This window comes from Streptomyces sp. NPDC028419, assembly GCF_055565515.1.
Window position 1 is genome coordinate 39,785 of record NZ_JBVHUE010000035.1, and the last position, 24,775, is coordinate 64,559.

The following is a 24,775-nucleotide window of genomic DNA, read 5'->3' on the forward strand; positions in this document are numbered from 1 at the left end:
CGCACGCATGGCTTTCGAACCGCCGGAGCGGCTTGTACGGGCGCTCGGCGAGACGCCGGGATCGTCGCAGACCACGGAGTGGCTGGGGCGGTTGCCCGAGCTGGCCGGGAAGGCTCTGGACCGGCGTGGTGTGCAGGCCCAGCGGGTGCAGGCACCGGGCGGGCGCAGCAGTCTGGTCATCCTGGTCCGGTACGCCGACGGCACCCCGGCCGCGCTGAAGATCGCGCCGCCGCGGGCCCGGCCCGACCGGGAGCGGGCCGCGCTGGAGCACTGGGCCGGTTTCGGCGCCGTACGGCTCCTCGCCGCGCCGGACGGGGCGGACGAGGACGGCGCGCTGCTCCTGGAGCGGCTCCAGCCGGAGGTCTCGCTGCGCTCGCTGCCGGAGGCGAAGGCGCTGCTGGAGGCGGCCGGGACGATCCGGCGGCTGTGGGTGCCGCCCGCGGCGGACCACCCCTTCGAGACGGTGGCGGAGCGTACGGGGCACCAGTGCGCGGCCTTCGCCACGGCGCCCGCGCAGGCGGCCCCGCTGGTCGCGGCGGCGCTCGCGGCGCGCGAGGAACTGATCGCGGGGGCGGGCGAACCGGTGCTGCTGCACGGCAACTTCCGCCAGGGCAAGGTGCTGGCGGGCGAGCGGGCGCCGTGGCTGACGGTCGGCCCGGAGCCGCTGGTCGGCGACCGGGAGTACGACCTCGCCCGGCTGTGCCGGGACCGGTTGGAGGACCAGGTCGCCACCTCGGCGGGGGCGGCCGGCGCGCGGCGCCGGGTGAACCGGCTGGCGGACTCGCTGGAGGTGGACCGGGACCGGCTGCGCGGCTGGACCCTCTTCCGGGCGGTGGAGTCCGGGGTCCGGGCGCTGGCGGCGGGGCGCCACCGGGACGGCGAGCTGCTGTTGGAGTTCGCGGGCTGGCTCTAGGACCCGGTTGTCGGGCCCTGCCGCGGGCATACCGTAGGTAGGTGTGTCAGTCCGGCAGGAGGCCGTCATGGTCGAAGAACTGCTGACGGCGGGAATCGCCGCGGGAACCGGTGTCGCGGTCCTCCTGGGCGCCGCCTCCCGGGTGGTCAAGCAGTACGAACGCGGGGTGGTCTTCCGCTTCGGCCGGCTGCGGGAGGGGATCCGCGGGCCGGGGTTCACGCTGGTCGTCCCGGGGATGGACCGGCTGCGGAAGGTCAACATGCAGATCGTGACCATGCCGATCCCGGCCCAGGAGGGCATCACGCGGGACAACGTCACGGTCCGGGTGGACGCGGTCGTCTACTTCAAGGTGGTCGACGCGGCGAGCGCGATCATCGAGGTGGAGGACTACCGCTTCGCGGTCTCGCAGATGGCGCAGACCTCGCTGCGGTCCATCATCGGCAAGTCGGACCTCGACGACCTGCTGTCCAACCGGGAGCAGCTGAACCAGGGCCTGGAGCTGATGATCGACAGTCCGGCGATCGGGTGGGGCGTGCAGATCGACCGGGTCGAGATCAAGGACGTGTCGCTGCCGGAGACGATGAAGCGGTCGATGGCCCGGCAGGCGGAGGCGGACCGCGAGCGGCGGGCCCGGGTGATCAACGCGGACGCGGAGCTGCAGGCTTCGAAGAAGCTGGCCGAGGCGGCCGAGGTGATGTCGGAGCAGCCGGCCGCGCTGCAGTTGCGGTTGCTGCAGACGGTGGTGGCCGTGGCCGCGGAGAAGAACTCCACCCTGGTCCTCCCGTTCCCGGTGGAACTCCTCCGCTTCCTGGAACGCGCCACTGCGCCCCCACCCCCTGCCCCCGGCATCGCCTCAACCGCCGGCGAGGCTGAACCGGCTCCCCCCAAGCCGGCCCCCGCTCAGCCGGCACGGCCGGAGGGCCTCTAACCGGGCCGACCCCCGAATCCAGCCCCCAGGGCTGAACGCACTCCGACCGGGCCGGGCCCACATCAGGCGGCGAGGCTGGACGGGCTCCGACGGGGCCGAGCCCACATCAGCCCCCAGGGCTGAACGGACTCCGACCGGGCCCGGCCCACATCAGCCCCGCCGGCGTTTGAGGCGCCGCCGGAGGCGAAACGGCGCCAGGGGCGGCACAGGACGCCGGGCACCCGCCGGCAGCGGAGCCTCCGGCGGCGCCTCAAACGCCGGCGAGGCTGGAATGGCTCCGACCAGGCCGGCCCCACATCAGACCGCGAGGCTGGAATGGCCCCGCCCAGGCCGGCCCCAGATCAGACCGCGAGGCTGGAATGGCTCCGACCGGGCCGGCCCCACATCAGACGGCGGGGCTGGGCCGAATCAGCCCCGCCGGCGATTGAGGCGCCGCCGGAGGCGGGGCGGCGCCGGCAGGGGCGGGCCGGGGTGTCAGAGGAGGCGGGACAGGGCCTCGGTCAGGGGGAGTTCCTCGCGGGCGCCGGTGGCTCGGTTCTGGAGCTCGACCACCTCGTCGGCGGACCGGCGACCGGCGACCAGGATCCACGGCACGCCCATCAGCTCGGCATCCGTCAGCTTCACCCCGGGCGAGAGCCCCGGCCGGTCGTCCAGCAGGACCCGCCGCCCGGCCCCGGCGAGCGCCTCGGCCGCCCGCTCGGCCAGCGCGAGCGGCACCGCCTTGCCCGCCGCCACCACGTGGACATCGGCGGGGGCGACCGCCGCGGGCCAGCACAGCCCGCGGTCGTCGGCGCTCTGTTCCGCCAGGGCCGCGACCGCGCGCGAGACCCCGATGCCGTAGGAACCCATGGTGACCCGGACCGGCTTGCCCTCCTTGCCGAGGACGTCGAGCCCGAAGGCGTCCGCGTACTTGCGGCCGAGCTGGAAGATGTGCCCGATCTCGATGGCCCGGTCCAGCCGGAGCCCCGCACCGCAGGAGGGACAGGGATCGCCGGGCTCGACGACGACCACGTCGAGGTACTGGTCGACCTCGAAGTCCCGCCCGCAGACCACGTTGCGCGCGTGGGTGTCGACGCGGTTGGCGCCGGTGACCCACGAAGTGCCGGGCGCCACGCGGGGGTCGGCCAGGTAGCGGACCTTCTCCAGGCCCTGCGGGCCGACGTAGCCGCGGACCAGGTCGGGGCGACCGGTGAAGTCCTCGGCCGTCACCAACTCGACCACGGCCGGGGCCAGATGCTCGCCGAGCTTGCCCAGGTCCACCTCGCGGTCCCCCGGCACGCCGACGGCCACGATCTCGCCGTCCACCTTGACCAGCAGGTTCTTCAGCGTGGCCGAGGCCGGTACGCCCAGGTGCGCGGCCAGCGATTCGATGGTGGGGGTGTCGGGGGTCGCGATGTCCTCGACCGGCCCGTGTTCCCCGGCGACCGGCTTCAGGGCGAAGGTGACGGCCTCGGTGTTCGCCGCGTAGTCGCAGGAGGGGCAGTCGACGAAGGTGTCCTCGCCGGCGCCGGCGGGGGCCAGGAACTCCTCGGAGGCGGAGCCGCCCATCGCGCCCGAGACGGCCGAGACGATGCGGTGGTCCAGCCCGAGCCGGGTGAAGATCCGCTGGTAGGCGGCGCGGTGGAGCGCGTAGGACTCGGCGAGGCCCTCGTCGCTGACGTCGAAGGAGTAGGAGTCCTTCATCTGGAACTCGCGGCCGCGCAGCACGCCCGAGCGGGGCCGGGCCTCGTCGCGGTACTTGGTCTGGATCTGATAAAGCATCACCGGCAGGTCCTTGTAGGACGTGCACTGGTCCTTCACCAGGAGGGTGAAGATCTCCTCGTGGGTGGGGCCGAGCAGGTAGTCGGCGCCCTTGCGGTCCTTGAGGCGGAAGAGCAGGTCGCCGTACTCCGACCAGCGCCCGCTGACCTCGTACGGCTCGCGCGGCAACAGCGCGGGCAGCAGCACCTCCTGGGCGCCGATGGCGTCCATCTCCTCGCGGACGATGCGCGAGACGTTCTCCAGGACCCGCTTGCCCAGGGGCAGCCAGCTCCACACTCCGGCCGAGCTGCGGCGCACGTAGCCCGCGCGGACGAGGAGCTTGTGGCTGAGGGTCTCCGCGTCGGCGGGGTCCTCGCGGAGGGTCTTGGCCATCAGTCGGGACATGCGCTGCACGTGTTGCGTTGACATGCCGCGAGGCTACCGGGGCCTGCGGCACCCCCGTGAATCCATTACGGATCCGGTCAGGGGCGGCGCAGGGGCAGGGGGGCGCCCATCACCGCGTACGGCAGCCGGGCGCTCGGGAAGCGCACCCGGCGGGCGAGGTCGGTGTAGCCGAGCTTCCGGTAGAGCGCGCGGGCCGGGCTGTCGGCGTCGATCGCGGAGAGGATCGAGCGCGGCTCGGCGGCGGTGTCGGTGATCCGGGTGATCAGGGCGCGGCCGGCGCCCCGGCCCTGGAAGGCGGGGTGGACGTGGAGTTCGGTGATGACGAAGGAGCCGTCGAGCCACCCGTCGTGGCCGCCCGCGCGCAGGTGCGGCTCGACGACCGTGGACCACCAGTGCGCACGGTCGTTGGGCATCCCGTAGACGAAGCCGACCAGGGCGCCGCCGTCCTCGAAGGCACCGAGCGCGCGGGCTCCGGGGGAGGTCATGTGGCGCTGCACGATGTAGCGCCGGATGGCGACCTCCTCCTCGCTCAGGCCGAAGGCGACGGCCTGGACCCGCAGGGCCTCGTCCACGCGGGCGGCGAGGTCGAGCGGACCGAGGGTGACGCCGGCGGGGTGGCGGGGGTCGCCCCCGGAGGTAGGCAGCATGCGGCCGACCTTACTTCGCGCCGCCCGCGCCCGGATACGCCTTCGGCACAGGTCGACGGCACGGAACGGCGACACCGGCCGGCGACACCTGCCGGCGGCAGCGACCGCCGGCATACGACGCCGCGCCCGCGGGAGCGGACCGGCGCCGGCCCGGATCAGAACAGGACGCTCATGAACGCGCCGACCTCGCGGAAGCCCACGCGCCGGTACGAGGCCCGGGCGGCGGTGTTGAAGTCGTTCACGTAGAGGCTGACGACGGGGGCCACGTCCCGCAGGGCGTACTCGACCACGGCGGCCATCCCCGTCTCGGAGTGGCCGAGGCCGCGGTGCTCGGGGTCGACCCAGACGCCCTGGATCTGGCAGGCGCGCGCGGTGGCCGCGCCGATCTCCGCCTTGAAGACGACCTTGCCGTTCTCGATCCGGGCGAAGGAGCGGCCCGCCGCGACCAACTCGGCCACCCGGGCCTGGTAGAGCAGGCCGCCGTCGCCGGCGAGCGGGGAGACGCCGACCTCCTCGGTGAACATGGCCACGCAGGCGGGCATGATCACGTCCATCTCCTCCTTGCGGACCCGGCGGACCAGCGGGTCCGCGGCGATCTCGGTGGAGGGCTGCTCGATGGTCATGAGGGGCTGGTGGGAGCGGACGTCCCGGGCGGGGCCCCAGTGCGGCTCCAGCAGCCGCCAGAGCAGTCCGGCGGCCTCGACGGGGCCCACGATGGAGGAGCAGCGGCGGCCGGTGCGCCGGGCGCGGTCGGCGAAGGCCCGTACGGCGTCGGGGGTGGCGCAGGCCGGGACCAGGTTCGCGCCCGCGTAGCACAGGGAGCGCAGTTCGCCGTCGGTGTACCAGCCCCACATCTCGCCGCCGAGGCGCCAGGGGTCGAGACCCGCGACCTGGACCCGGGACGTGACGAAGGCGTTCGCGACGGGCTCGCGGCCGAGCACCGCGAGCGCGGCGTCGAGATCACTGGGTTCCAGGACCCGGGTGGTGGTCTGCGTCAACACTGTAGGGGGCCTCACCGTGCACGTCCGCTGATCTCCGCACTGTACCCGCAGGACTTGTGGGATGCCGCCCGCAGCGGCGCGAAAAGGCCCGGGCCCCGCCCGCGAGCTGCGGGAACGGGGCCTGGGCCGGGACGAGCGGAGGGTGCGGCGGGCGGCCGCGCGGGGCGCGGCGGCGGCCGGCCCGGAGCGGTCTCAGCCCGCGACGGAGATCTGCGGCTCGCCGGAGGTGACGCCGTCCTTCTCCATCTGCTCGGCGATCTTCAGCGCCTCTTCGATGAGGGTCTCGACGATCTTCGATTCGGGCACGGTCTTGATGATCTCGCCCTTGACGAAGATCTGACCCTTGCCGTTGCCGGAGGCGACGCCGAGGTCGGCCTCGCGGGCCTCGCCGGGGCCGTTGACGACGCAGCCCATGACGGCGACGCGCAGCGGCACCTCCATGCCGTCCAGGCCCGCGCTGACCTCTTCGGCGAGCTTGTAGACGTCGACCTGGGCGCGGCCGCAGGAGGGGCAGGAGACGATCTCCAGGCGGCGCTGCTTGAGGTTCAGCGACTCCAGGATCTGGAGGCCGACCTTGATCTCCTCGACGGGCGGGGCCGAGAGGGAGACGCGGATGGTGTCGCCGATGCCCTCGGAGAGCAGGGCGCCGAAGGCGACCGCGGACTTGATGGTGCCCTGGAAGGCGGGGCCGGCCTCGGTGACGCCGAGGTGCAGCGGGTAGTCGCAGGCGGCGGCGAGCTGGCGGTAGGCGTTGACCATGACGACCGGGTCGTTGTGCTTGACCGAGATCTTGATGTCGCCGAAGCCGTGCTCCTCGAAGAGGGAGGCCTCCCACAGCGCGGACTCGACCAGCGCCTCGGGGGTGGCCTTGCCGTACTTCTTCAGCAGCCGCGCGTCGAGGGAGCCCGCGTTGACGCCGATCCGGATCGGGGTGCCGGCGTCGCTGGCGGCGCGCGCGATCTCCTTGACCTTGTCGTCGAACTGCTTGATGTTGCCCGGGTTCACGCGGACCGCGGCGCAGCCCGCGTCGATCGCCGCGAAGACGTACTTGGGCTGGAAGTGGATGTCGGCGATCACCGGGATCTGCGACTTCTTCGCGATGGTCGCGAGGGCGTCGGCGTCGTCCTGGGTCGGGCAGGCCACCCGCACGATCTGGCAGCCCGACGCCGTCAGCTCGGCGATCTGCTGCAGCGTGGCGCCGATGTCGGAGGTCCGGGTCGTGGTCATGGACTGCACCGAGACGGGTGCGTCGCCGCCGACGGCGACCGAGCCGACCTGGATCTTGCGGCTGACCCGGCGGTCGGCAAGCTTGGTCGGCACGGACGGCATTCCGAGAGAGATGGCAGTCATCTGCTGAGCAACCCCAAGGTGTGGATCAAGGTGTGGATCGAGGTGGATCGAGGTCCCGAGATCGGCGGGCTCCAGCGTTCGAGATTACGCCAATCAGCGCGCCCCCCGCGCATCCGAGGGGCCGTACCACCCGAACGTAGGGAGTCGGACACGATTTGTGGCCGACTCCCCCTGGAGTGCGGTACGACAATCGGCCGATCCCGAACCGGGATCAGCTGATCTTGATCGGGTTCACCACGTCCGCCACCATCACCAGCAGCGTGAAGCAGACGAAGACCCCGGCCACCAGGTAGGCGGCGGGCATCAGCTTGGCGACGTCGAAGGGACCCGGGTCGGGGCGCCGGAAGACCCGGGCCACGCCCCGCCGCAGCGACTCCCACAGGGCGCCGGCGATGTGCCCGCCGTCGAGCGGGAGCAGCGGCAGCATGTTGAAGAGGAACAGCGCCAGGTTGAACATCCCGACGAGGTTCAGGTACATCACGAGCTGATCGGTGACCGGGATGTCGAGGTTGGCGATCTCGCCGCCGATGCGGGCCGCGCCGACGATGCCGATCGGGGAGTCCGGCTCGCGCTCGCCGTCGCCGAAGGCCGCGTTCCACAGCGGGGGGATCTTGGACGGGAGCTTGAGCAGGCCGGTGACGCTCTGGTCCACGACGTCGCCCATGTGGGTCACCGACTGGCCGAAGCTGAGCGCCTCGGTCTCGCGCGCGGGGCCGAAGCCGAGGAAGCCGGCCGTGACGAACTGTCCCTTGACGTAGCCGCCCTGGCCGTCGGTCTTGCCGACGGTGTTCTCGATCAGCTTGGCGTTGAGGGTCAGTTCCTTGCCGTCGCGCAGCACGGTGATGGTGGCCGGCCCGACGGTGGCGCGGATCCGGTCCTGGAGCACGGACCAGTCGCTGACCTTCCGCCCGTCGAAGCCGACGATCCGGTCGCCGGCCCGGAGCCCGGCGGCCTTGGCCGGTGCCACCGGGTCACCCGGCTGGCAGGTGGTGCGCTTGTCGCTCTGCTTCAGGACGCAGTCCGAGACGGAGGCGACCTTGGTCGTCTGCTGGGTGACGCCGAAGGTCATCCAGACGCCGAAGAAGACCGCGAGGGCGAGCACCAGGTTCATGAAGGGGCCCGCGAACATCACGATGACGCGCTTCCAGGGCTTGCGCGTGTAGAAGAGCCGCTTCTCGTCGCCGGGTTCGAGTTCCTCGTACGCCGCCGAGCGCGCGTCCTCGATCATCGACCGGAAGGGCGAGGTCGAGCGGGCGGTGACCTTGCCGTCCTCGCCGGGCGGGAACATCCCGATCATGCGGATGTAGCCGCCCATCGGGATGGCCTTGAGGCCGTACTCCGTGTCGCCCTTCTTCCGCGACCAGATGGTCCGGCCGAAGCCGACCATGTACTGGGGCACGCGGATGCCGAACATCTTGGCCGTCGACAGGTGGCCCAGCTCGTGCCAGGCGATCGAGATCAGCAGCCCGATCACGAAGATGAGCATGCCGATCACGGTCATCACAATCGTCATGCGCGCGCCTCCACTGCGGCCTGTGCCGCGGTCTCCCGGGCCCGGGCCCGTGCCCAGGCTTCCGCTTCCAGGACGTCCTGGACGGTCAGCGAGGTTCCCGAGCTCGGGGTTCCGTGCTCGTCGACCACCGCTGCGACGGTATCCATGATTGCTGTGAACGGCAGCCGCCCGGCCAGGAAGGCCTCCACGCATTCCTCGTTCGCCGCATTGAAGACGGCGGGGGCGGTGCCGCCGAGGGTGCCGACGTGCCGGGCCAGGCCCACGGACGGGAAGGCCTCGGTGTCGAGCGGGAAGAACTCCCAGGTGGACGCCTTGGTCCAGTCGAAGGCGGGGGCCGCGTCGGGGACCCGCTGGGGCCAGCCGAGGCCGATGGCGATGGGTCCGCGCATGTCGGGCGGGGTGGCCTGGGCGAGGGTGGAGCCGTCGGTGAACTCGACCATCGAGTGCACGTAGGACTGCGGGTGGACCACGACCTCGATGCGGTCGAAGGGGATGTCGTAGAGCAGGTGCGCCTCGATGACCTCCAGCCCCTTGTTGACCAGGGTCGCGGAGTTCACCGTGATGACGGGGCCCATGGCCCAGGTGGGGTGCGCGAGGGCGTCCTCGACCCGTACCTCGGCCAGCTCGGCGCGGGTGCGGCCGCGGAAGGGGCCGCCGGAGGCGGTGACGACCAGCTTGCGCACGTCGGCGCGGGTGCCGGCCGCGAGGGCCTGGAAGAGCGCCGCGTGCTCGGAGTCCACCGGGATGATCTGGCCGGGCTTCGCCAGCTCCTTGACCAGCGGGCCGCCGACGATCAGCGACTCCTTGTTGGCGAGCGCGAGGGTGCGGCCGGCGCGGAGCGCGGCGAGGGTGGGCGCGAGGCCGATGGAACCGGTGATGCCGTTGAGGACGGTGTGGCAGTCGGACGCGGCGAGTTCGGCCGCGGCGTCCGGCCCGGCCAGGATCTCGGGCATCGGCTCGGCGCCGTACTGGGCGCCCAGCGCCTCCTTCAGGGCCGGCACGACGTCCTCGCGGGAGACCGCCACCGTCTTCACCCGCAGCAACCGCGCCTGCTCCGCGAGCAGCCCGACGCGGCCGCCCGCGGCGGACAGCGCGGTCACCCGGAACCGGTCCGGGTTGCGCAGGACGAGGTCGATGGCCTGGGTGCCGATGGATCCGGTCGACCCGAGGACGACGATGTCCCGGCGGCCGGCCGCGGCGTCGAAGAGGAGGTGCGGGTCGGCGAGGGGGGATGGGCTGTCGCTCATCCCCCTATTGTTGCCCCATCGCCGGCCCGCTCGGACACCGTCTCCCTAGGAGGAGGCGCCCGATCCCTTGGCGAACTTCTCCCACTGCGCCGTGACGATCTCCGGCGGCACGGCGCCGAAGTCCTTGATGTCGAGAATGTCGGAGCGGAACGAGAGCGTGACCGCGCCGGAGCGGATCACCGTGAGGTACTTGTACAGCGAGAGGTTCTTCTCCTTCACGTCCTGGACCACGATCCGGTACGCCTGCGCCGCGTCCCCGAGCTTCGGCGCCTGGACCGGCTCCACCTTGAGGACCTTGCCCTCGGCCAGCATCCGGTCCTCGGTGTAGCCGCCCGCGCAGCTCTTGCCCGCGGCGGCCAGGGACTTCAGGGCGGCGTCGGCGGCGGTCCCGTCCTGGTACGAGCGCAGCAGGATGTCGGTGCCGACGCCCGTCAGCTCACCGGGCACGCTCGTGTGCGCGTACGCCTGGGCGGTGTGGCCCGCCTTGCCGAGGCTGGTCAGCGGCGCGCACACCGCGGGGGTGACCTCGTACGACTCGTTGATCGGCTCGTCCAGGACCGGTTCGCCCGCCTGGTAGGGGCCGGCGCTCTCGCCCGGGGCGAGGGCGAGGGCCTTCAGCCGGTCCGCGCCGGGGCCCGGGGTCGCGGGAGGCACCGGGGTCGGCGCGCTCGGGGCCGCCGTGCGGGGCGCGGGCACGCCCGTCTCCTTGTCCGCCCGGTCGGAGCCGCCGCAGGCGGTGGCTCCGACCAGCAGCAGCGCCCCGAAGGCGGCCCCCGCCCCGCGCCGGACCGTCGTGTTCCGCACCCTGTACATCGTGTCCCCGTCCCCTTCGGATCATGTCGCGGAGACGATTGTCCGACAGGTCAGCGGATGGGTCGGTGCACGTTCTTGTGCGCGGAGGGCCCCGGGGTCGCGTCGGCGATCCACGGGCCGTCGCCGGAGGGGTCCAGGACGCCCTCCTCCAACCAGGTGTAGACGCCGCCGAGGACGCCTTCGACCACGGTGCGGTCGAGGTCGTCGGTGTTGTCCCAGAGCCGGCCGAAGAGCTCCTCGACCCGCAGCCGGGACTGCCGGCAGAAGGCGTCGGCCAGTTGGTAGGCCTCGCGGCCGTGGTCGCCGGTGGCGCGCAGGTGCTCGGCGCGCACGCAGGCCGCGCTCATCGCGAAGAGCTCGGCCCCGATGTCCACGATCCGGCCGAGGAAGCCCTGTTTGGTCTCCATCCGGCCCTGCCAGCGGGACATCGCGTAGAAGGTCGAGCGGGCGAGTTTGCGGGCGCCGCGCTCGACGTACCGCAGGTGGGTGGCGAGGTCGGGGTGGCCGCTCGGGTGGAAGGCGCGGTAGGTGCCGGGGACCTGGCCGGCGCCGGTCGCCAGTTTGGGCAGCCAGCGGGCGTAGAAGCCGGCGGCCCGGGCGCCCGCCCTGGCCTTGTCGCCGAGCGCCTTGTCGGGGTCGATCAGGTCGCCCGCGACGGAGAGGTGGGCGTCGACGGCCTCGCGGGCGATCAGGAGGTGCATGATCTCGGTGGATCCCTCGAAGATCCGGTTGATGCGCAGGTCGCGGAGCATCTGTTCGGCGGGGACGGCGCGTTCGCCGCGGGCGGCGAGGGACTGCGCGGTCTCGAAGCCGCGGCCGCCGCGGATCTGGACCAGCTCGTCGGCCATCAGACAGGCCATCTCGCTGCCGTACAGCTTGGCCAGCGCGGCTTCGATGCGGATGTCGTTGCGGTCCTCGTCGGCCATCTGGGAGGCGAGGTCGACCATCGCCTCCAGCGCGAAGGTGGTGGCGGCGATGAAGGAGATCTTGGCGCCGACGGCTTCGTGCCGGGCGACCGGGCGGCCCCACTGCTCGCGCACCCCGGACCATTCGCGGGCGATCTTCAGGCACCACTTGCCCGCGCCGACGCACATCGCGGGCAGCGACAGCCGGCCGGTGTTGAGGGTGGTCAGGGCGATCTTGAGACCGGCGCCCTCGGGGCCGATCCGGTGGGCGGCCGGGACCCGCACCCGGTGCAGCCGGGTGACGCCGTTCTCCAGCCCGCGCAGGCCCATGAAGGCGTTGCGGTGCTCGACGGTGACGCCCGGCGAGTCCGCTTCGACGACGAAGGCGGTGATGCCGCCCTTGTGCCCGTCGGACTTCGGCACCCGGGCCATGACGACGAGCAGGTCGGCGACCACGCCGTTGGTGGTCCAGAGCTTCACGCCGTCCAGGACGTAGGCGTCGTCGCCGTCGGGCACGGCCGTGGTGGCGAGCCGGGCCGGGTCGGATCCGACGTCCGGTTCGGTGAGCAGGAAGGCGCTGATGTCGGTGCGGGCGCAGCGCGGCAGGAAGAGGTCGCGCTGTTCCTGGGTGCCGAAGAGCTTGAGCGGCTGGGGCACGCCGATCGACTGGTGTGCGGAGAGCAGGGCGCCGATGGCCGGGCTGACGGAGCCGACGAGGGCCAGCGCCTTGTTGTAGTACACCTGGGTGAGGCCGAGGCCCCCGTACTTGGTGTCGATCTTCATCCCGAGGGCGCCGAGCTCCTTGAGCCCGCGCACGGTCTCGTCGGGGATCTTCGCCTCGCGCTCGATGCGGGCCGCGAGCCCCTCGGCGAGTTCGGTCTCGCAGAAGGCGCGCAGCCGTTCCAGGAAGGCCTCGCCGCGCCGGACGTCCTCGTCGGCGGGGAGCGGGTGGGGGTGGATCAGGTCGAGCCGGAACCGTCCCAGGAAGAGTTCCTTGGCGAAGCTGGGCTTGCGCCAGTCCTGTTCCCGGGCCGCCTCCGCGACCTGTCGTGCCTCGCGCTCGGTCACCTTGGGCTGTGTTGCGGACATGCGCAGCTCACCTCGCCGCCGAATCGGATGATCAGGTGATTACCGGTCGGTGCTACCAGTGAGTCGTACCCGCTCCGGGCGCCGGGGAAAAGGGGGACGGCCAAATGGGGCAGTCCGAAAAAGGGGGACGGTCCGAACCCCCGCACAGTGGGTTCGGACCGTCGGCTCATCGCCCTGTGGGTCGGCTCAGATATCGAGGCCGGTGAGGACCAGGACGCGCTCGTAGGTGTAGTCGTCCATCGCGTAGCGGACGCCCTCGCGGCCCACGCCGGACTGCTTGACCCCGCCGTACGGCATCTGGTCGGCGCGGTAGGAGGGGGCGTCGCCCACGATCACGCCGCCGACCTCCAGCTCGCGGTGGGCGCGGAAGGCGGTCTGGATGTTCCGCGTGAAGACGCCGGTCTGCAGGCCGAACTTCGAGTCGTTGACGGCGGCGAAAGCCTCGTCGGTGCCCTCGACCTTCTGCAGGGTCAGGACCGGTCCGAAGACCTCCTCGCAGGCCAGCTTGACGCCCGCGGGCAGCTCGGCGATCACGGTGGGCTCGTACGAGGCACCCTCGCGCTTGCCACCGGTCAGCAGCTTGGCGCCCGCGGCGACGGCCTCGTCCACCCAGGACTCGACGCGCTTGGCGGCGTCCTCGGAGACCAGCGGGCCGACGTCGGTGCCCGCGTCGGACGGGTCGCCGGTGACCTGGGCCTGGACCTTGGCGACGACCTTCTCGACCAGGCGGTCGTAGACGGTGGCGTCGGCGATCACGCGCTGCACCGAGATGCAGGACTGGCCGGCCTGGTAGTTCGAGAAGGTCGCGATGCGGGTCGCGGCCCAGTCGAGGTCCGCCTCGGAGGACCAGTCGTCCAGGACGACGGCCGCGGCGTTGCCGCCCAGCTCCAGGGTGCAGTGCTTGTGGGGCACCGACTGCTGGATGGCGTAGCCGACGGTGTCGGAACCGGTGAAGGAGATGACGGGCAGCCGCTCGTCCTTGACCAGGGCCGGCATCTTGTCGTTGGCCACGGGGAGCACGGACCAGGAACCGGCCGGAAGGTCGGTCTCGGCGAGCAGCTCGCCCAGGATCAGGCCGGAGAGCGGGGTGGCCGGGGCGGGCTTCAGGATGATCGGCGCGCCGACGGCGATGGCCGGGGCCACCTTGTGGGCGCACAGGTTCAGCGGGAAGTTGAAGGGCGCGATGCCGAGGACCGGGCCCTTGACGAAGCGGCGGGTCAGGGCGAGGCGGCCGACGCCACCGGCGTCGGTGTCCAGGCGCTGGGCGTCACCGCCGTTGAAGCGGCGGGCCTCCTCGGCGGCGAAGCGGAACACGGAGACGGCGCGGCCGACCTCGCCGCGGGCCCACTTGATGGGCTTGCCGTTCTCGGCGGAGATCAGCTGGGCGATCTCCTCGGTGCGCTCGGTGAGCCGCTTGGACACGTGGTCCAGGGCGGCGGCCCGTACGTGGGCGGGGGTCGCCGAGAACTCCGCGGTCACGGCGTGGGCGGCCGCCACGGCCTCCTCGACCTGCGCGTCGGTGGGCACGCTGACGGTGCCCACGACGCGGCCGTCCCAGGGGGACGTGACGTCGAAGCTGTCCTCGCCGGTGGCCTGGCGACCGGCGAGCCAGAAGGCGTGGGTGGAAGTCATGGCGAATCCCGGCCCTTCGGAGTGTGTGCGGAGTCCTTGTCCCTCCCACCGTAGGACTCCGCCGGGGATTCGGCGCTTGTCCGGCGTGGAGTGGCGCCCGCGCGCGGTGCGCCCATTTGTCAGGGGACGAACCGGCCCGCGCCCGCACCCGCCGGCCGGCGGACGTCCGGGCGCGGGGTCAGGACGGGGCGTCGGCGCCCGCGACCTTCAGGGCGAGCCACAGCTCCATCCGGACGTCCGGATCGTCCAGGGAGCGGCCCAGGATCTCCTCGACCCGGCGCATCCGGTAGCGCAGCGTGTGCCGGTGCACCCCGAGGTCGGCGGCGGCCGCGTCCCACTGGCCGTGCCGGGAGAGCCAGGCCCGCAGGGAGGCGACCAGGTCTCCGCGGCCGATGGCGTCGTGGTCGATCAGGGCGCGCAGCGTCCCGTCCGCGAAGGCCCGTACCGCGTCGTCGGCGAGCAGCGGCAGCACGGACCCCGCCGCCAGGTCGTCGTGCTCGACCAGCGGGCGGCCGCGCCGCCGGGCGACGACGAGGGCCTGGTCGGCCTGTTTGTAGGCGGCCGCGGCGCTCGCGGAGCCCGCGGGCGCGGACAGGCCGACGACGAGTTCGTCGGGCTCCGGTCCCGTCGTCTCGCGCCCGCGCCTTGATTCGAGGGCTTCGGCGTGGTCCGCCACGGCCGCGGCGGCCGCTCCCCCGTCCGCGGCGAGCACGACCAGCCGGCCGGGCTCGTTGACCACCAGCAGGGCCTCGCCGCTGCGGGCCGCCGCGGACTCCACGGCGTCGGCGAGCAGCGCGAGCCCCTCGGGCTGCGCCGTGCCCGCCAGGGCGGGTTCGGCGATGACGAGGCGGAAGGGCGCGTCGAGGAGTACGCCGTACAGGTCGCCGGCGACGGCCCGGGCGTGCGCGGTCTCCCCGTCCAGCAGCAGCCGCAGCACGGCCGAGCCGAGCCGGGATTCGGCGTCGTGCAGGGAGCGGGAGCGTTCGGTGGTGAGGGTGAGGAGGGCGACCGCGGAGTGCACGGCGTACCGCTCGGCGGTGCCCAGCGGGGCTCCCGTCCCGACGGCGAGGGCGCCGCGGGCGCGCCGGCCCGTGCCCAGGGACTGGAGCTCGACCCGGTCCTCGGAGCCGCCGACGACGGCGCTGGCCGGGGCGGGCCGCTCGCGCAGCCGTTCGACGTCGGGGGTGAGCCGGGCGGCCCGCCGGGCGGCCCAGTCGGGGGCGGCGGCGACCACCGCGCCGGAGGTGTCGTAGAGGGCCGCCCAGCCGTGCACGTGCGCGGCGAGCTTGGCCAGGAGTTCGGCGGGGCCGTCGGCGGAGAGGGCGGCCCGGGTCAGTTCGCGCTGGGCCTCGAAGCCGGCGGTGACGGCCCGGTACTGGTCGGCGGCCAGGGCCGCGGAGACGGCTTTGCTGATGGCGAGGAAGGGGGTGCGCCGCGGCACCTCCAGCAGGGGGAGGTCCTCGGCGCGGGCCGCCTCGACGAGCGCCTCGGGGACCGCCTCGTAGTTGACGCCGACCGCGAAGCCGAGGCCGACGACGCCGGCGGCGGCGAGCCTGCGGACGTAGCGGAGCATCTCCTCGGGATCCTCCGCGTCCAGCTTCATCGCGGTGATCAGCAGGAGCTCGCCGCCCTCCATGTAGGGGACGGGATCGGCCAGCTCGCTGACGTGGGCCCAGCGGACGGGGGTGTCCAGGCGGCTCTCCCCCGCCCGGACGCTGAGCTTGAGCGCCGAGTGCTGGACGAGCGAGGCGAGGGTGAGCGGCATCGGGTACCAGCGGCCTTAGGGCGGAGGGGGGATTTCGCCGTGTCGTATGAACGGCTCCCCTCGATTCTGCCACCTCGTACGGGTCGCCGAACCCCGCTCAGCCGAGGAGCGAGACCAACAGCGGAGCCGCCCTCTCACCGTCCACCGAGGTCAGCGAGAGCACGGCGTGGCCGGGGGGCACGGAGTGTGCCAGGTCCGAGGCGGACCAGCGTTCCCGTTCCACCTGGCGGACGGTGACCGCGTCCGTGGTCACCGCCTTGCCGGTGACCAGCTTGCGGAAGGCGTGGATGGCGCGGGTGAGCGGCTGGTCGGCGAAGACGGTCCGGCTGGTGACGTCCCGGGTCTCCACCCATTCGGTGCCCCAGGCCTCGGCGAAGCGCTTGCCGTCCCAGGTGGTGACCCCGGAGAAGGCCATCCGGCAGCCGACGGCCCCGAGCAGCGGGGTGCGCAGCGGTTCCGGTACGTCGTCCAGGGTGCGCAGGGTGAGCAGCACCCCGGCGTTGGCCGAGCGCAGTCGCTGGACCCCGCGCACGGTCTCCTGGGTGAGCGTGTGGGAGGCGTCGTCGAAGGCGAGGAAGGCGAAGAGGGAGCGGTCGGAACGCAGCGTCGCGGCGGCGGTGAACTGGGCGAGCAGCAGTCGGGCCAGCATCCGGGAGGCGTCGGCGTGCCCGCGTTCGGGCAGGTCGATCCGGACCCGGACGGGGTGTTCCAGGGAGCGCAGCGAGAAGGGCCGTCCGGGGGCGTCGCCGGCGCCGACGTCGAAGAAGGGGGCGAAGGCGGGCCGGTCGAGGAGGGCCACCCGGTCGGCGAGCGCCGGGCCGGGGTCGGCGTGCACCCCGTGCTGGCGCTCGCGCGCGTCGAGTTCGCGGAGCATCGCGTGCTGCCCGGCGCTCTCCAGCCGGGCCCGCAGCGCCGCGAGGGGGGCGGGCATCCGGTCGAGGAGTTCGCGCAGTTCGGGCACGGCGGGGAAGCGGCCGTGGGCGGCCCGGAAGGGGCCAAGCAGCTGGGCGAGGGCGGTGGCGGCGCGGCGCACGTCGAGCCCCGCGACGTCACCGACGAAGGCGTCGGCCAGCAGGGTGGCGGCCTCGTCGGGGTCGGTGGTGCCGCCGTAGAGGTCGAGGTCGTAGGCGGAGGTGGGGTCGCCGATGCGCACGACCACGTCGTAGGCGGCGTCGGGGCCGAGCTGCGCTCCGACGGCGGCCACCACGATCACGGCGGCCTGCCCGGCCAGGGCCTGCAGGGCGAGGGATTCGACCACGGGTCGCACCAGGCGGCGGGTCTTGCCGGTGCCGGAGGGGCCGACCGCGAGCAGCGAGGTGCCGAGGACGGCGGGGTCGAGCGCGAGGGAGGTGCCGCGCCGGGGGTAGGGGTTGCGGGCACCGTCCTCGACGGTGCCGAGCAGGACCTGGCGGGCCAGCAGGTCGTGCCGGGCGGCCCGGGCGGGCAGGTCGCGGGCGCCGGAGGGGTGGACGCAGGCCCCGGCGCCCTTGGCCTGGACGGCTTCGGTGAAGGCGCGCAGCCGGGAGGGGTCGGCCCGTACCGATTCCCAGGCCCGCCGGATCCGGGCGTAGTCGACGTCGTTCATCCGGCCGGCGTCGATGTCGGCGGCGAGCCGTTCGGCGCTCTCGCCGAGCCCGGCGGCGCGCAGCTGCTGCCAGCCGACGGGGTCCTCGGCGCTGCCCGGTTCGATCCGGGCCGGGGCGACGGGGTGCACGGCGCGCGCGGCGGGGCTGCGCACGATCCGGCGCAGCAGCTCGGGCCAGCGGCCCAGGCGGCCGAAGCCGATGGTGAGGGCGAGGATGACCAGGCCGTACCAGACGTAGGCCGCCACGACGGAGAAGGAGTCGTGGTTCCAGGCATCGGGGGTGAAGGCGTACAGCGGCCAGAGCCAGAAGCCGCCGAGGTAGCCGTTCCACAGCAGGGACCACAGCAGCAGCCCGGCCAGCAGCGAGATCAGGGCGCCGCTGATCAGCTGCCTCAGCGGGGTCAGCTCCGGCGCGGCGGCGGCGCGCGGGACGTGCCCGTACGTCCACAGGCCCGGGCCGCCGGGGCGGCGCGGGGTGCGCAGCCAGTCGGCGAGGGTGGGGCCGCCGCCGGGCGCGTGGGCGGGCCGGGGCGGCGAGAGCGGCGTCCGGGGACCAGCGGCCCCGGGGAGGTCCTTGGGCAGCGGCGGGGGTGGGCCCGCGGGGCGGGGGACCTGGGCCGGGCCGGGTGCGGCCCGGGTCGTGTCCGGGTCCGGCGTGTCGTACGCACCGTGCGCGCCGTGCGTCCCGTCGGTGTCCATGAACCCCAAGCCCCCTGCCCGTTCACTGCGCTGCGCGCGGCCGTGCCGCGGGGTCAATCTAGTCGCCGGGAGCGCTCCGCGACCCGTACCCCGCCATGATCCACACGGCGCGCGCCGGATCCCCCCTATGGCCGCCGCGGACAAGGACACGCGGGCACCACTCCCTATCGGAGCATGCCGTACCCCCTCCCCCGGGCCTAGCCTGCGGACAAAGAGACAAGTGCGTCCGAAAACACCCCCCAGGAGCCCTCTATGACCGCTGTCCCGCAGGAGCGCCGCATCGTCACCGCGATCCCCGGCCCCAAGTCGCAGGAGCTGCAGGCCCGCCGCCTCCAGACGGTGGCCGGTGGCGTGGGCTCCGTGCTCCCCGTCTTCACGGCCCGTGCGGGCGGCGGCATCATCGAGGACGTCGACGGCAACCGCCTGATCGACTTCGGTTCCGGCATCGCCGTGACCTCGGTCGGCGCCTCCGCCGAGGCCGTCGTGCGCCGCGCCGCCGCGCAGCTCGCGAACTTCACGCACACCTGCTTCATGGTCACGCCGTACGAGGGCTACGTCGAGGTCTGCGAGGCGCTGGCCGAGCTGACCCCGGGCGACCACGCCAAGAAGTCGGCCCTGTTCAACTCGGGTGCCGAGGCCGTCGAGAACGCGGTGAAGATCGCCCGCTCGTACACCAAGCGCCAGGCCGTCGTCGTCTTCGACCACGGCTACCACGGCCGCACCAACCTGACCATGGGCATGACGGCGAAGAACATGCCGTACAAGCAGGGCTTCGGCCCCTTCGCCCCCGAGGTCTACCGCGTCCCGGTCGCCTACGGCTACCGCTGGCCGACCGGTGCCGAGAACTGCGGCCCCGAGGCCGCCGCGCAGGCGATCGACCAGATCGTCAAGCAGGTCGGCGCCGAGAACGTCGCCGCGATCATCATCGAGCCGGTGCTCGGCGAGGGCGGCTTCATCGAGCCGGCCAAGGGCTTCCTGCCCGCGATCGTGAAGTTCGCGAACGACAACGGCATCGTCTTCGTCGCCGACGAGATCCAGTCCGGCTTCTGCCGCACCGGCCAGTGGTTCGCGTGCGAGGACGAGGGCATCGTCCCGGACCTGATCACCACCGCCAAGGGCATCGCGGGCGGTCTGCCGCTCGCCGCCGTGACGGGCCGCGCCGAGATCATGGACGCCGCGCACGCGGGCGGCCTGGGCGGCACCTACGGCGGCAACCCGGTGGCCTGCGCCGGTGCGCTCGGCTCCATCGAGACGATGAAGGAGCTCGACCTCAACGCCAAGGCCAAGCGGATCGAGTCCGTGATGAAGGCCCGCCTGACGGCGATGGCGGAGAAGTTCGACATCATCGGCGACATCCGTGGTCGCGGCGCGATGATCGCGGTCGAGCTGGTCACCGACCGCGCGACCAAGGAGCCGAACGCGGCCGCCGCGGGCGCCCTGGCCAAGGCGTGCCACGCCGAGGGCCTGATGGTCCTCACCTGTGGCACCTACGGCAACGTGCTGCGCTTCCTGCCCCCGATCGTGATCGGCGAGGACCTGCTGAACGAGGGCCTGGACATCATCGAGGCCGCGTTCGCGGGCATCTGAGGACGCGTCACGGGGACCGTCGTGGAGGCCCGGGCGAACACCCGAGCACCACGCTCGATCCCCTGCTCGATCGATACCGCCGGTAACGGTCGGGCGCTGTGAAGAAGGTGTGGGGGGCCGATGGCGGGAGCGCGTTCTCGCTGTCGGTCCCCCTTTCGCTGCCGTACGGTTTCTGCAGATGAGTGAAACAGCCCGCCCGCGGAATTCCACGGGCGACCCTGGTAACGGGCTTCCCCAGCGCCGTACTGGGCATGCGTTCGCGCACACTCCTCACCGATCGGACAGCCGTTCGCCCCAAACCCCCCGGGGCGGGCGGCAACCCGGTCCGGGCGGCCGCCCCGGAACCACCCCCCCTGTTCCGGGGCGGCCGGCCACCTCCTCCCTCCGCTCGCCCCGCTCCCTGCTCGCGCTCGGCGCCGCCTCCTGGGCCGCCTTCGCGCTGATCACCTGGCAGGTGCTGGCCGCGGGCCCGCTGCTCGGCCCGGACGCGCGGATCAGCCGCGCCGTGGTGCGCACCGTCCCCGACGCGGTCACCGAGCGACTCGCCGACCTCGGCAACGTCGAGATCGCCGTACCGGTGCTGCTGCTCGCCATGGCCTACGCCGGCCGCCGCTCCCGGCGGTGGCGGCCCGCGCTGGCCGCGGGGCTCGCCATGGCCCTGGTCCCGGCACTGATCGTGCCGCTCAAGGAGTGGACCGCTCGGCCGGGGCCGCTGGAGCCGTGGGCCGCCGGGTACTTCCCCTCCGGCCACACCGCCACCTCGACCGTCGCCTATCTGGGCGCCGCCCTGCTCCTCGCTCCGTACCCGCGTCGCCCGTGGCCGATGGCCGTGGCCCTGCTGCTCGCGGGGGCCACGGCCGTCGGCCTGGTGCTGCGGGGGTTCCACTGGCCGCTGGACGTGCTGGCCAGTTGGCTGCTGTGCCTGCCGCTCCTGTTGGGCGTGGGCGCGGTCAGCCGAAGTACGCGTGGAAGTTCTTCGAGAACTCCCAGCCGCCGAACCGGTCCCAGTTGACGGACCAGGTCATCAGGCCGCGCAGCGCGGGCCAGCTGCCGTGGGTCTGGTAGCTCCCGCAGTTCCTCTTCTTCGTCAGGCAGTCGAGCGCCTTGTTCACCTCGGCGGGCGCGGTGTGGCCGTTGCCCGCGTTGGTGGTGGCCGGGAGGCCGATGGCCACCTGGTCCGGGCGCAGCGGCGGGAAGACGCGCGCGGTGTTGCCCGCGACCGGGAAGCCGGTGAGCAGCATGTCGGTCATGGCGATGTGGAAGTCCGCGCCGCCCATCGAGTGGTACTGGTTGTCGAGGCCCATGATCGAGCCCGAGTTGTAGTCCTGGACGTGGAGCAGGGTGAGGTCGTCGCGCAGGGCGTGGATCACCGGGAGGTAGGCCCCGGCGCGCGGGTCCTGGCCGCCCCAGGGGCCGGATCCGTAGTACTGGTAGCCCAGTTGGACGAAGAAGGTCTCGGGGGCCATGGTCAGGACGAAGTCCGGACCGTACTTGGCCTTGAGGGTCTTCACCGCGGAGATCAGGTTGACGATCACCGGTGTGGTGGGGCTGCGGAAGTCGGTGTCGCCGGTGGCCAGGGAGAGCGAGTGGCCCTCGAAGTCGATGTCGAGCCCGTTGAGTCCGTACTCGTCGATGATCTTGCTGACCGAGGAGACGAAGGCGTCCCGGGCGGCGGTGGTGGCCAGTTGGACCTGGCCGTTCTGCCCGCCGATGGAGATCAGCACCTTCTTGCCCGCGGCCTGCTTGGCCTTGATGGCCGCCTTGAACTCGGCGGGGGTCTCCACGCCGGGGCACTCGCTGACCGGGCAGAGCTGGAAGCGGATGTCGCCGGAGGTCACCGAGGTCGGTTCGCCGAAGGCGAGGTTGATGACGTCCCAGGAGGCGGGCACGTCGGCCATCTTGAGGTAGCCGGACCCGTTGGCGAAGCTCGCGTGGAGGTAGCCGACCAGGGCGTGCGCGGGCAGGCCCGGGTTGCCGGGGTCGCCGCCGCCGGTGGTGCTCGCGGAGAGGATCGCGCTCCGCGGGGACTCCCCCGCCGCGTTCTTCGCGCTGACCTGGAAGGCGTACGTCGTGGACGCGGCCAGACCCGTGACGGTCGCGGAGGTCCCGGTGACCGCCAGCGGCGCGGCGCCTTCCCGGTGGACGGTGTAGCCGGTGGCGCCGGCGACGGCCGACCAGGACAGGGTCAGCGCGCTGGCGGTGGCGCCGGAGGCGGTCAGGCCGGTGGGGGCGGCCGGGGGCTGGGGCTGGCCGGGGCCGGTGCCGCCGGGATCGGGGCCGACCAGGGTGAGGTCGTCGGTGAGGACGGGACCCTGGCCGTACCAGCCGTGGGTCCAGACGGTGACCGAGGTGGTGGCGGGGCCGGTGCGGAAGGTGGTGGCCAGCTGCTTCCAGGCGCCCGGGGACTGGGTCCAGGTGGACACGTCGGTGGTACCGGTCCCGGTCGCGCCGAGGTAGGCGTAGCCGCCCTGCACCCAGGCGCCGAGCGTGTAGGCCGAGTCCGGCTTGACCGTGACGCTCTGGGCGCACTGGGCGTAGTCCTGGCCCGCCGGGGTGGCCCTGAGGGCGGAACTCCCGCCGTGGACGGGGCTGGTGACGACCGCCCCGCTGCCCGCCGAGCAGGTCCAACCGTCGAGGCCCGCTTCGAAGCCGCCGTTGCGGGCGAGGTCCGCGTCGGCGGCCGCGGCCGGCGGGCCCGCGGTCAGCAGACCGGCCACCGCCAGCGCGGTGGCCGTAAGTATGGACAGTCTTCTGCGCACAACTGCCTCCGGTGCGTGGGGGGATGGAGGGGGGTAGCGGCGCTCAAGATGGTCCAGACCAATGCGCTTGTCAAGGGTTCCGGTCCTCCTTCGCGGCCGCGGCCCCGGCCACCTGCGCCGCCGCCTCGTGCATCGCCAGCTCCAGCACCACCGGATCGGTGAGCGTGCCGTGGCCGTCGGGCACCACCACCCAGCGCACGCCCCCGGTGGCCCGACCGGGATAGGGCACCACGATCCAGGTGCCGCGCCCGGCGCCGCGCACGCCCGTGCCGAGCCAGCGCGAGGCGGTCCCCGCGGGCACGAAGAAGCCCAGCCGATCGGCGCCGAAATCGGCGAGCACCGGGCCGGGCTTCTCGATGAGCAGGTTCAGTACGTCCAAGGTGGCCTGCCCGAGCTCGCCGGGCAGGATCAGCACGTCCCAGCGCCGGCCGGCGGGCAGCAGCGCCACCCCGAGGGGGTTGCGCTCCCACTCCCACCGGCACGCCTCGGGATCCGGCGCCACCGACACCAGCCACTCCACCGCGGTCTTCGTCCCCGGGACTGTCATCGCCCGGCCTCCGATCACTCCATGTCGAGGAAGGTCCTCGTCCGGAGAGAGCGGGGTCGGGGGCGATGATGACGCGGGTTTCGTTACTCCGTGGTAGTGAAACGGGTCACACGACGATGACGGTGGTGCGCCGGGCGCTTCACCAGGTCATCGGGCCATCGGGTCATGTGCTCATCGGGTCACCGCACGAGCGCATGACCGGCGGGCCGGCGCCGGCGGCCGTCAGCTGTCGAAGCCGAGGCCGAAGCGGTCCAGCGTCTTGAGCCACAGGTTGCGGTGCCCGCCGCGCGCGTCGGAGCGCGCCAGGGACCACTTCGTCAGCGCGATCCCGGTCCAGGCGAACGGCTCGGGCGGGAAGGGAAGCGGCTTGCTGCGCACCATCTCCAGCCCGGTGCGCTCCCCCCGTACGCCGTCCAGCAGGTCCAGCATGACGTCCGCGCCGAAGCGGGTGGCGCCCACGCCGAGTCCGGTGAAGCCGGCGGCGTAGGCCACCTTGCCCGCGTGCGCGGTGCCGAAGAAGGCCGAGAACCGCGAGCAGGTGTCGATGGCCCCGCCCCAGGCGTGGCTGAATCGCACCCCTTCCAGCTGGGGGAAGCAGGTGAAGAACTGTTCCGCGAGCTTGAGGTAGGTCTCGGGGCGGTGGTCGTGCTCCGCGTCGAGCTTGCCGCCGTAGGGGTAGATGGCGTCGTAGCCGCCCCACAGGATCCGGTGGTCGGGGGTGATCCGGAAGTAGTGGAACTGGTTGGCGCTGTCGCCGAGTCCCTGGCGGTTCTTCCAGCCGATGGCGGCCAGTTGCTCGGCGCTCAGCGGCTCGGTCATCAGCGCGTAGTCGTAGACCGGCACGGTGAAGGGGCGGATCCGCTTGACCAGGCTGGGGAAGATGTTGGTGCCGAGCGCGACCCGGCGCGCGAAGACCCGGCCGTAGGGGGTGCGTACGGCCATCCCGGCGCCGGAGGCGGCCAGGTCCAGGCCGCGCGTGTGCTCGTAGATCCGCACCCCGAGCTCCAGGCAGGCCCGCTTGAGGCCCCAGGCGAGCTTGGCCGGATTCAACATGGCCACGCCCTCGCGGTCCCAGAGGCCGCCGAGGAAGGTCGGCGAGTCGACCTCGGCGCGCAGCGCGTCGCGCTCCAGCCATTCGGAGCCGTCGGCGAGACCGAGGCGCCGCGCCTCCTGGTGGAGTTCGAGCAGCTCCTCGACCTGGTGGGGCTCGGTGGCGACGTCGATCTCACCGGTGCGCTCGAAGTCGCAGTCGATGGAGTAGCGGGCGACCGCGGCCTCGATCTCGTCGAGGTTGCGCGCGCCGAGCTCCTCCAGCTTGGCCAGTTCGCCCGGCCAGCGGGCGAGGCCGTTGGCGAATCCGTGGGTGAGGGAGGCGGCGCAGAAGCCGCCGTTGCGGCCCGAGGCGGCCCAGCCCGCCTCGTGCCCTTCGATCAGGACGACGTCCCGGCCGGGGTCGCGCTCCTTGGCGATGAGCGCCGTCCACAGTCCGCTGTAGCCGCCGCCGATGACGAGCAGGTCGCAGCGCTCGTCGCCGGTGAGGGCGGGCTCGGGGGCGGGCTTGCCGGGGTCGTCCAGCCAGTACGAGACCGGCAGTGCTTCAGAAAGTGATCGTGCAGCGGTGCGCATGGCGACTGGGGCCATGTCTTCCAA

18 protein-coding genes are annotated in these 24,775 nt (G+C 72.9%); 4 read left to right on the forward strand and 14 right to left on the reverse strand.

The features are described 5' to 3' along the window. Positions 1 to 7 precede the first annotated feature (7 nt). Both ACZ4UB_RS32115 and ACZ4UB_RS32120 read left to right on the forward strand, forming a co-directional pair. Positions 8 to 913, forward strand: a complete 906-nt coding sequence (locus ACZ4UB_RS32115) for an aminoglycoside phosphotransferase family protein (RefSeq protein ID WP_468075625.1) — start codon at positions 8 to 10, stop codon at positions 911 to 913. 67 nt (positions 914 to 980) lie between these two features. Continuing rightward, complete coding sequence (locus tag ACZ4UB_RS32120; RefSeq protein WP_468075696.1) at positions 981 to 1,841, forward strand: slipin family protein; 861 nt, start codon at positions 981 to 983, stop codon at positions 1,839 to 1,841. 474 nt (positions 1,842 to 2,315) lie between these two features. On the opposite strand, the gene ACZ4UB_RS32125 is transcribed toward ACZ4UB_RS32120, so the two are convergent. From ACZ4UB_RS32125 to ACZ4UB_RS32175, 11 genes are all read right to left on the reverse strand, one after another. After that, a complete protein-coding gene (locus ACZ4UB_RS32125) occupies positions 2,316 to 4,010 on the reverse strand; it encodes a proline--tRNA ligase (RefSeq protein ID WP_468075627.1) in 1,695 nt (564 codons plus the stop codon). 53 nt (positions 4,011 to 4,063) lie between these two features. After that, positions 4,064 to 4,633, reverse strand: coding sequence for a GNAT family N-acetyltransferase (locus ACZ4UB_RS32130; RefSeq protein WP_468075629.1), 570 nt, complete (start codon positions 4,631 to 4,633; stop codon positions 4,064 to 4,066). 155 nt (positions 4,634 to 4,788) lie between these two features. Then, the gene (locus ACZ4UB_RS32135; RefSeq protein ID WP_468075631.1) at positions 4,789 to 5,634 is read right to left on the reverse strand and encodes a GNAT family N-acetyltransferase; all 846 of its coding nucleotides are present in this window, start codon (positions 5,632 to 5,634) and stop codon (positions 4,789 to 4,791) included. 192 nt (positions 5,635 to 5,826) lie between these two features. Further along, the gene (gene ispG, locus ACZ4UB_RS32140) at positions 5,827 to 6,984 is read right to left on the reverse strand and encodes a flavodoxin-dependent (E)-4-hydroxy-3-methylbut-2-enyl-diphosphate synthase (RefSeq protein WP_354383772.1); all 1,158 of its coding nucleotides are present in this window, start codon (positions 6,982 to 6,984) and stop codon (positions 5,827 to 5,829) included. Between the two features lie 211 nt (positions 6,985 to 7,195). After that, on the reverse strand, positions 7,196 to 8,497 hold the full coding sequence (locus ACZ4UB_RS32145; protein ID WP_468075633.1) for a M50 family metallopeptidase: 1,302 nt from the start codon (positions 8,495 to 8,497) through the stop codon (positions 7,196 to 7,198). Beyond that, positions 8,494 to 9,744, reverse strand: coding sequence for a 1-deoxy-D-xylulose-5-phosphate reductoisomerase (gene dxr / locus ACZ4UB_RS32150; protein WP_467963566.1), 1,251 nt, complete (start codon positions 9,742 to 9,744; stop codon positions 8,494 to 8,496). Before dxr ends, ACZ4UB_RS32145 begins: the two co-directional genes overlap by 4 nt. Positions 9,745 to 9,789: 45 nt before the next feature. Further along, on the reverse strand, positions 9,790 to 10,548 hold the full coding sequence (locus ACZ4UB_RS32155; protein ID WP_468075635.1) for a hypothetical protein: 759 nt from the start codon (positions 10,546 to 10,548) through the stop codon (positions 9,790 to 9,792). Positions 10,549 to 10,607: 59 nt separating this feature from the next. Continuing rightward, positions 10,608 to 12,551 (reverse strand): acyl-CoA dehydrogenase family protein, encoded by a 1,944-nt coding sequence (locus tag ACZ4UB_RS32160; protein ID WP_468075637.1) that lies wholly within the window; start codon positions 12,549 to 12,551, stop codon positions 10,608 to 10,610. 186 nt (positions 12,552 to 12,737) lie between these two features. Next, complete coding sequence (locus tag ACZ4UB_RS32165) at positions 12,738 to 14,183, reverse strand: aldehyde dehydrogenase family protein (RefSeq protein ID WP_468075639.1); 1,446 nt, start codon at positions 14,181 to 14,183, stop codon at positions 12,738 to 12,740. Between the two features lie 178 nt (positions 14,184 to 14,361). Further along, on the reverse strand, positions 14,362 to 15,948 hold the full coding sequence (locus ACZ4UB_RS32170) for a PucR family transcriptional regulator (RefSeq protein WP_468075643.1): 1,587 nt from the start codon (positions 15,946 to 15,948) through the stop codon (positions 14,362 to 14,364). Positions 15,949 to 16,045: 97 nt separating this feature from the next. Further along, positions 16,046 to 18,232 (reverse strand): ATP-binding protein, encoded by a 2,187-nt coding sequence (locus ACZ4UB_RS32175; RefSeq protein ID WP_468075645.1) that lies wholly within the window; start codon positions 18,230 to 18,232, stop codon positions 16,046 to 16,048. Positions 18,233 to 18,484: 252 nt separating this feature from the next. On the opposite strand from ACZ4UB_RS32175, the gene gabT reads away from it, so the two are divergent. Both gabT and ACZ4UB_RS32185 read left to right on the forward strand, forming a co-directional pair. Then, on the forward strand, positions 18,485 to 19,819 hold the full coding sequence (gene gabT / locus ACZ4UB_RS32180) for a 4-aminobutyrate--2-oxoglutarate transaminase (protein WP_354383764.1): 1,335 nt from the start codon (positions 18,485 to 18,487) through the stop codon (positions 19,817 to 19,819). Positions 19,820 to 20,273: 454 nt separating this feature from the next. Continuing rightward, the gene (locus tag ACZ4UB_RS32185; RefSeq protein ID WP_468075647.1) at positions 20,274 to 20,831 is read left to right on the forward strand and encodes a phosphatase PAP2 family protein; all 558 of its coding nucleotides are present in this window, start codon (positions 20,274 to 20,276) and stop codon (positions 20,829 to 20,831) included. On the opposite strand, the gene ACZ4UB_RS32190 is transcribed toward ACZ4UB_RS32185, so the two are convergent. From ACZ4UB_RS32190 to ACZ4UB_RS32200, 3 genes are all read right to left on the reverse strand, one after another. Continuing rightward, a complete protein-coding gene (locus ACZ4UB_RS32190) occupies positions 20,770 to 22,566 on the reverse strand; it encodes a chitinase (RefSeq protein WP_468075698.1) in 1,797 nt (598 codons plus the stop codon). The two genes, ACZ4UB_RS32185 and ACZ4UB_RS32190, sit on opposite strands and share 62 nt — an antisense overlap. 82 nt (positions 22,567 to 22,648) lie before the next feature. Continuing rightward, complete coding sequence (locus ACZ4UB_RS32195) at positions 22,649 to 23,125, reverse strand: hypothetical protein (protein WP_468075649.1); 477 nt, start codon at positions 23,123 to 23,125, stop codon at positions 22,649 to 22,651. A 222-nt stretch (positions 23,126 to 23,347) separates the two neighbouring features. Then, on the reverse strand, positions 23,348 to 24,766 hold the full coding sequence (locus ACZ4UB_RS32200; RefSeq protein ID WP_468075651.1) for an NAD(P)/FAD-dependent oxidoreductase: 1,419 nt from the start codon (positions 24,764 to 24,766) through the stop codon (positions 23,348 to 23,350). Between the last annotated feature and the right edge of the window lie 9 nt (positions 24,767 to 24,775).

Bases quoted from the DNA above. Each gene is read 5' to 3' on its own strand.
- ACZ4UB_RS32195 (WP_468075649.1), bottom strand. From the start codon at position 23,125: ATGACAGTCCCGGGGACGAAGACCGCGGTGGAGTGGCTGGTGTCGGTG.
- ACZ4UB_RS32115 (WP_468075625.1), top strand. From the start codon at position 8: ATGGCTTTCGAACCGCCGGAGCGGCTTGTACGGGCGCTCGGCGAGACG.
- ACZ4UB_RS32175 (WP_468075645.1), bottom strand. From the start codon at position 18,232: ATGGACACCGACGGGACGCACGGCGCGCACGGTGCGTACGACACGCCG.
- ACZ4UB_RS32160 (WP_468075637.1), bottom strand. From the start codon at position 12,551: ATGTCCGCAACACAGCCCAAGGTGACCGAGCGCGAGGCACGACAGGTC.
- ACZ4UB_RS32125 (WP_468075627.1), bottom strand. From the start codon at position 4,010: ATGTCAACGCAACACGTGCAGCGCATGTCCCGACTGATGGCCAAGACC.
- ACZ4UB_RS32145 (WP_468075633.1), bottom strand. From the start codon at position 8,497: ATGACGATTGTGATGACCGTGATCGGCATGCTCATCTTCGTGATCGGG.
- ACZ4UB_RS32130 (WP_468075629.1), bottom strand. From the start codon at position 4,633: ATGCTGCCTACCTCCGGGGGCGACCCCCGCCACCCCGCCGGCGTCACC.
- ACZ4UB_RS32200 (WP_468075651.1), bottom strand. From the start codon at position 24,766: ATGGCCCCAGTCGCCATGCGCACCGCTGCACGATCACTTTCTGAAGCA.
- ACZ4UB_RS32170 (WP_468075643.1), bottom strand. From the start codon at position 15,948: ATGCCGCTCACCCTCGCCTCGCTCGTCCAGCACTCGGCGCTCAAGCTC.
- ispG (WP_354383772.1), bottom strand. From the start codon at position 6,984: ATGACTGCCATCTCTCTCGGAATGCCGTCCGTGCCGACCAAGCTTGCC.
- gabT (WP_354383764.1), top strand. From the start codon at position 18,485: ATGACCGCTGTCCCGCAGGAGCGCCGCATCGTCACCGCGATCCCCGGC.
- ACZ4UB_RS32165 (WP_468075639.1), bottom strand. From the start codon at position 14,183: ATGACTTCCACCCACGCCTTCTGGCTCGCCGGTCGCCAGGCCACCGGC.
- ACZ4UB_RS32120 (WP_468075696.1), top strand. From the start codon at position 981: ATGGTCGAAGAACTGCTGACGGCGGGAATCGCCGCGGGAACCGGTGTC.
- dxr (WP_467963566.1), bottom strand. From the start codon at position 9,744: ATGAGCGACAGCCCATCCCCCCTCGCCGACCCGCACCTCCTCTTCGAC.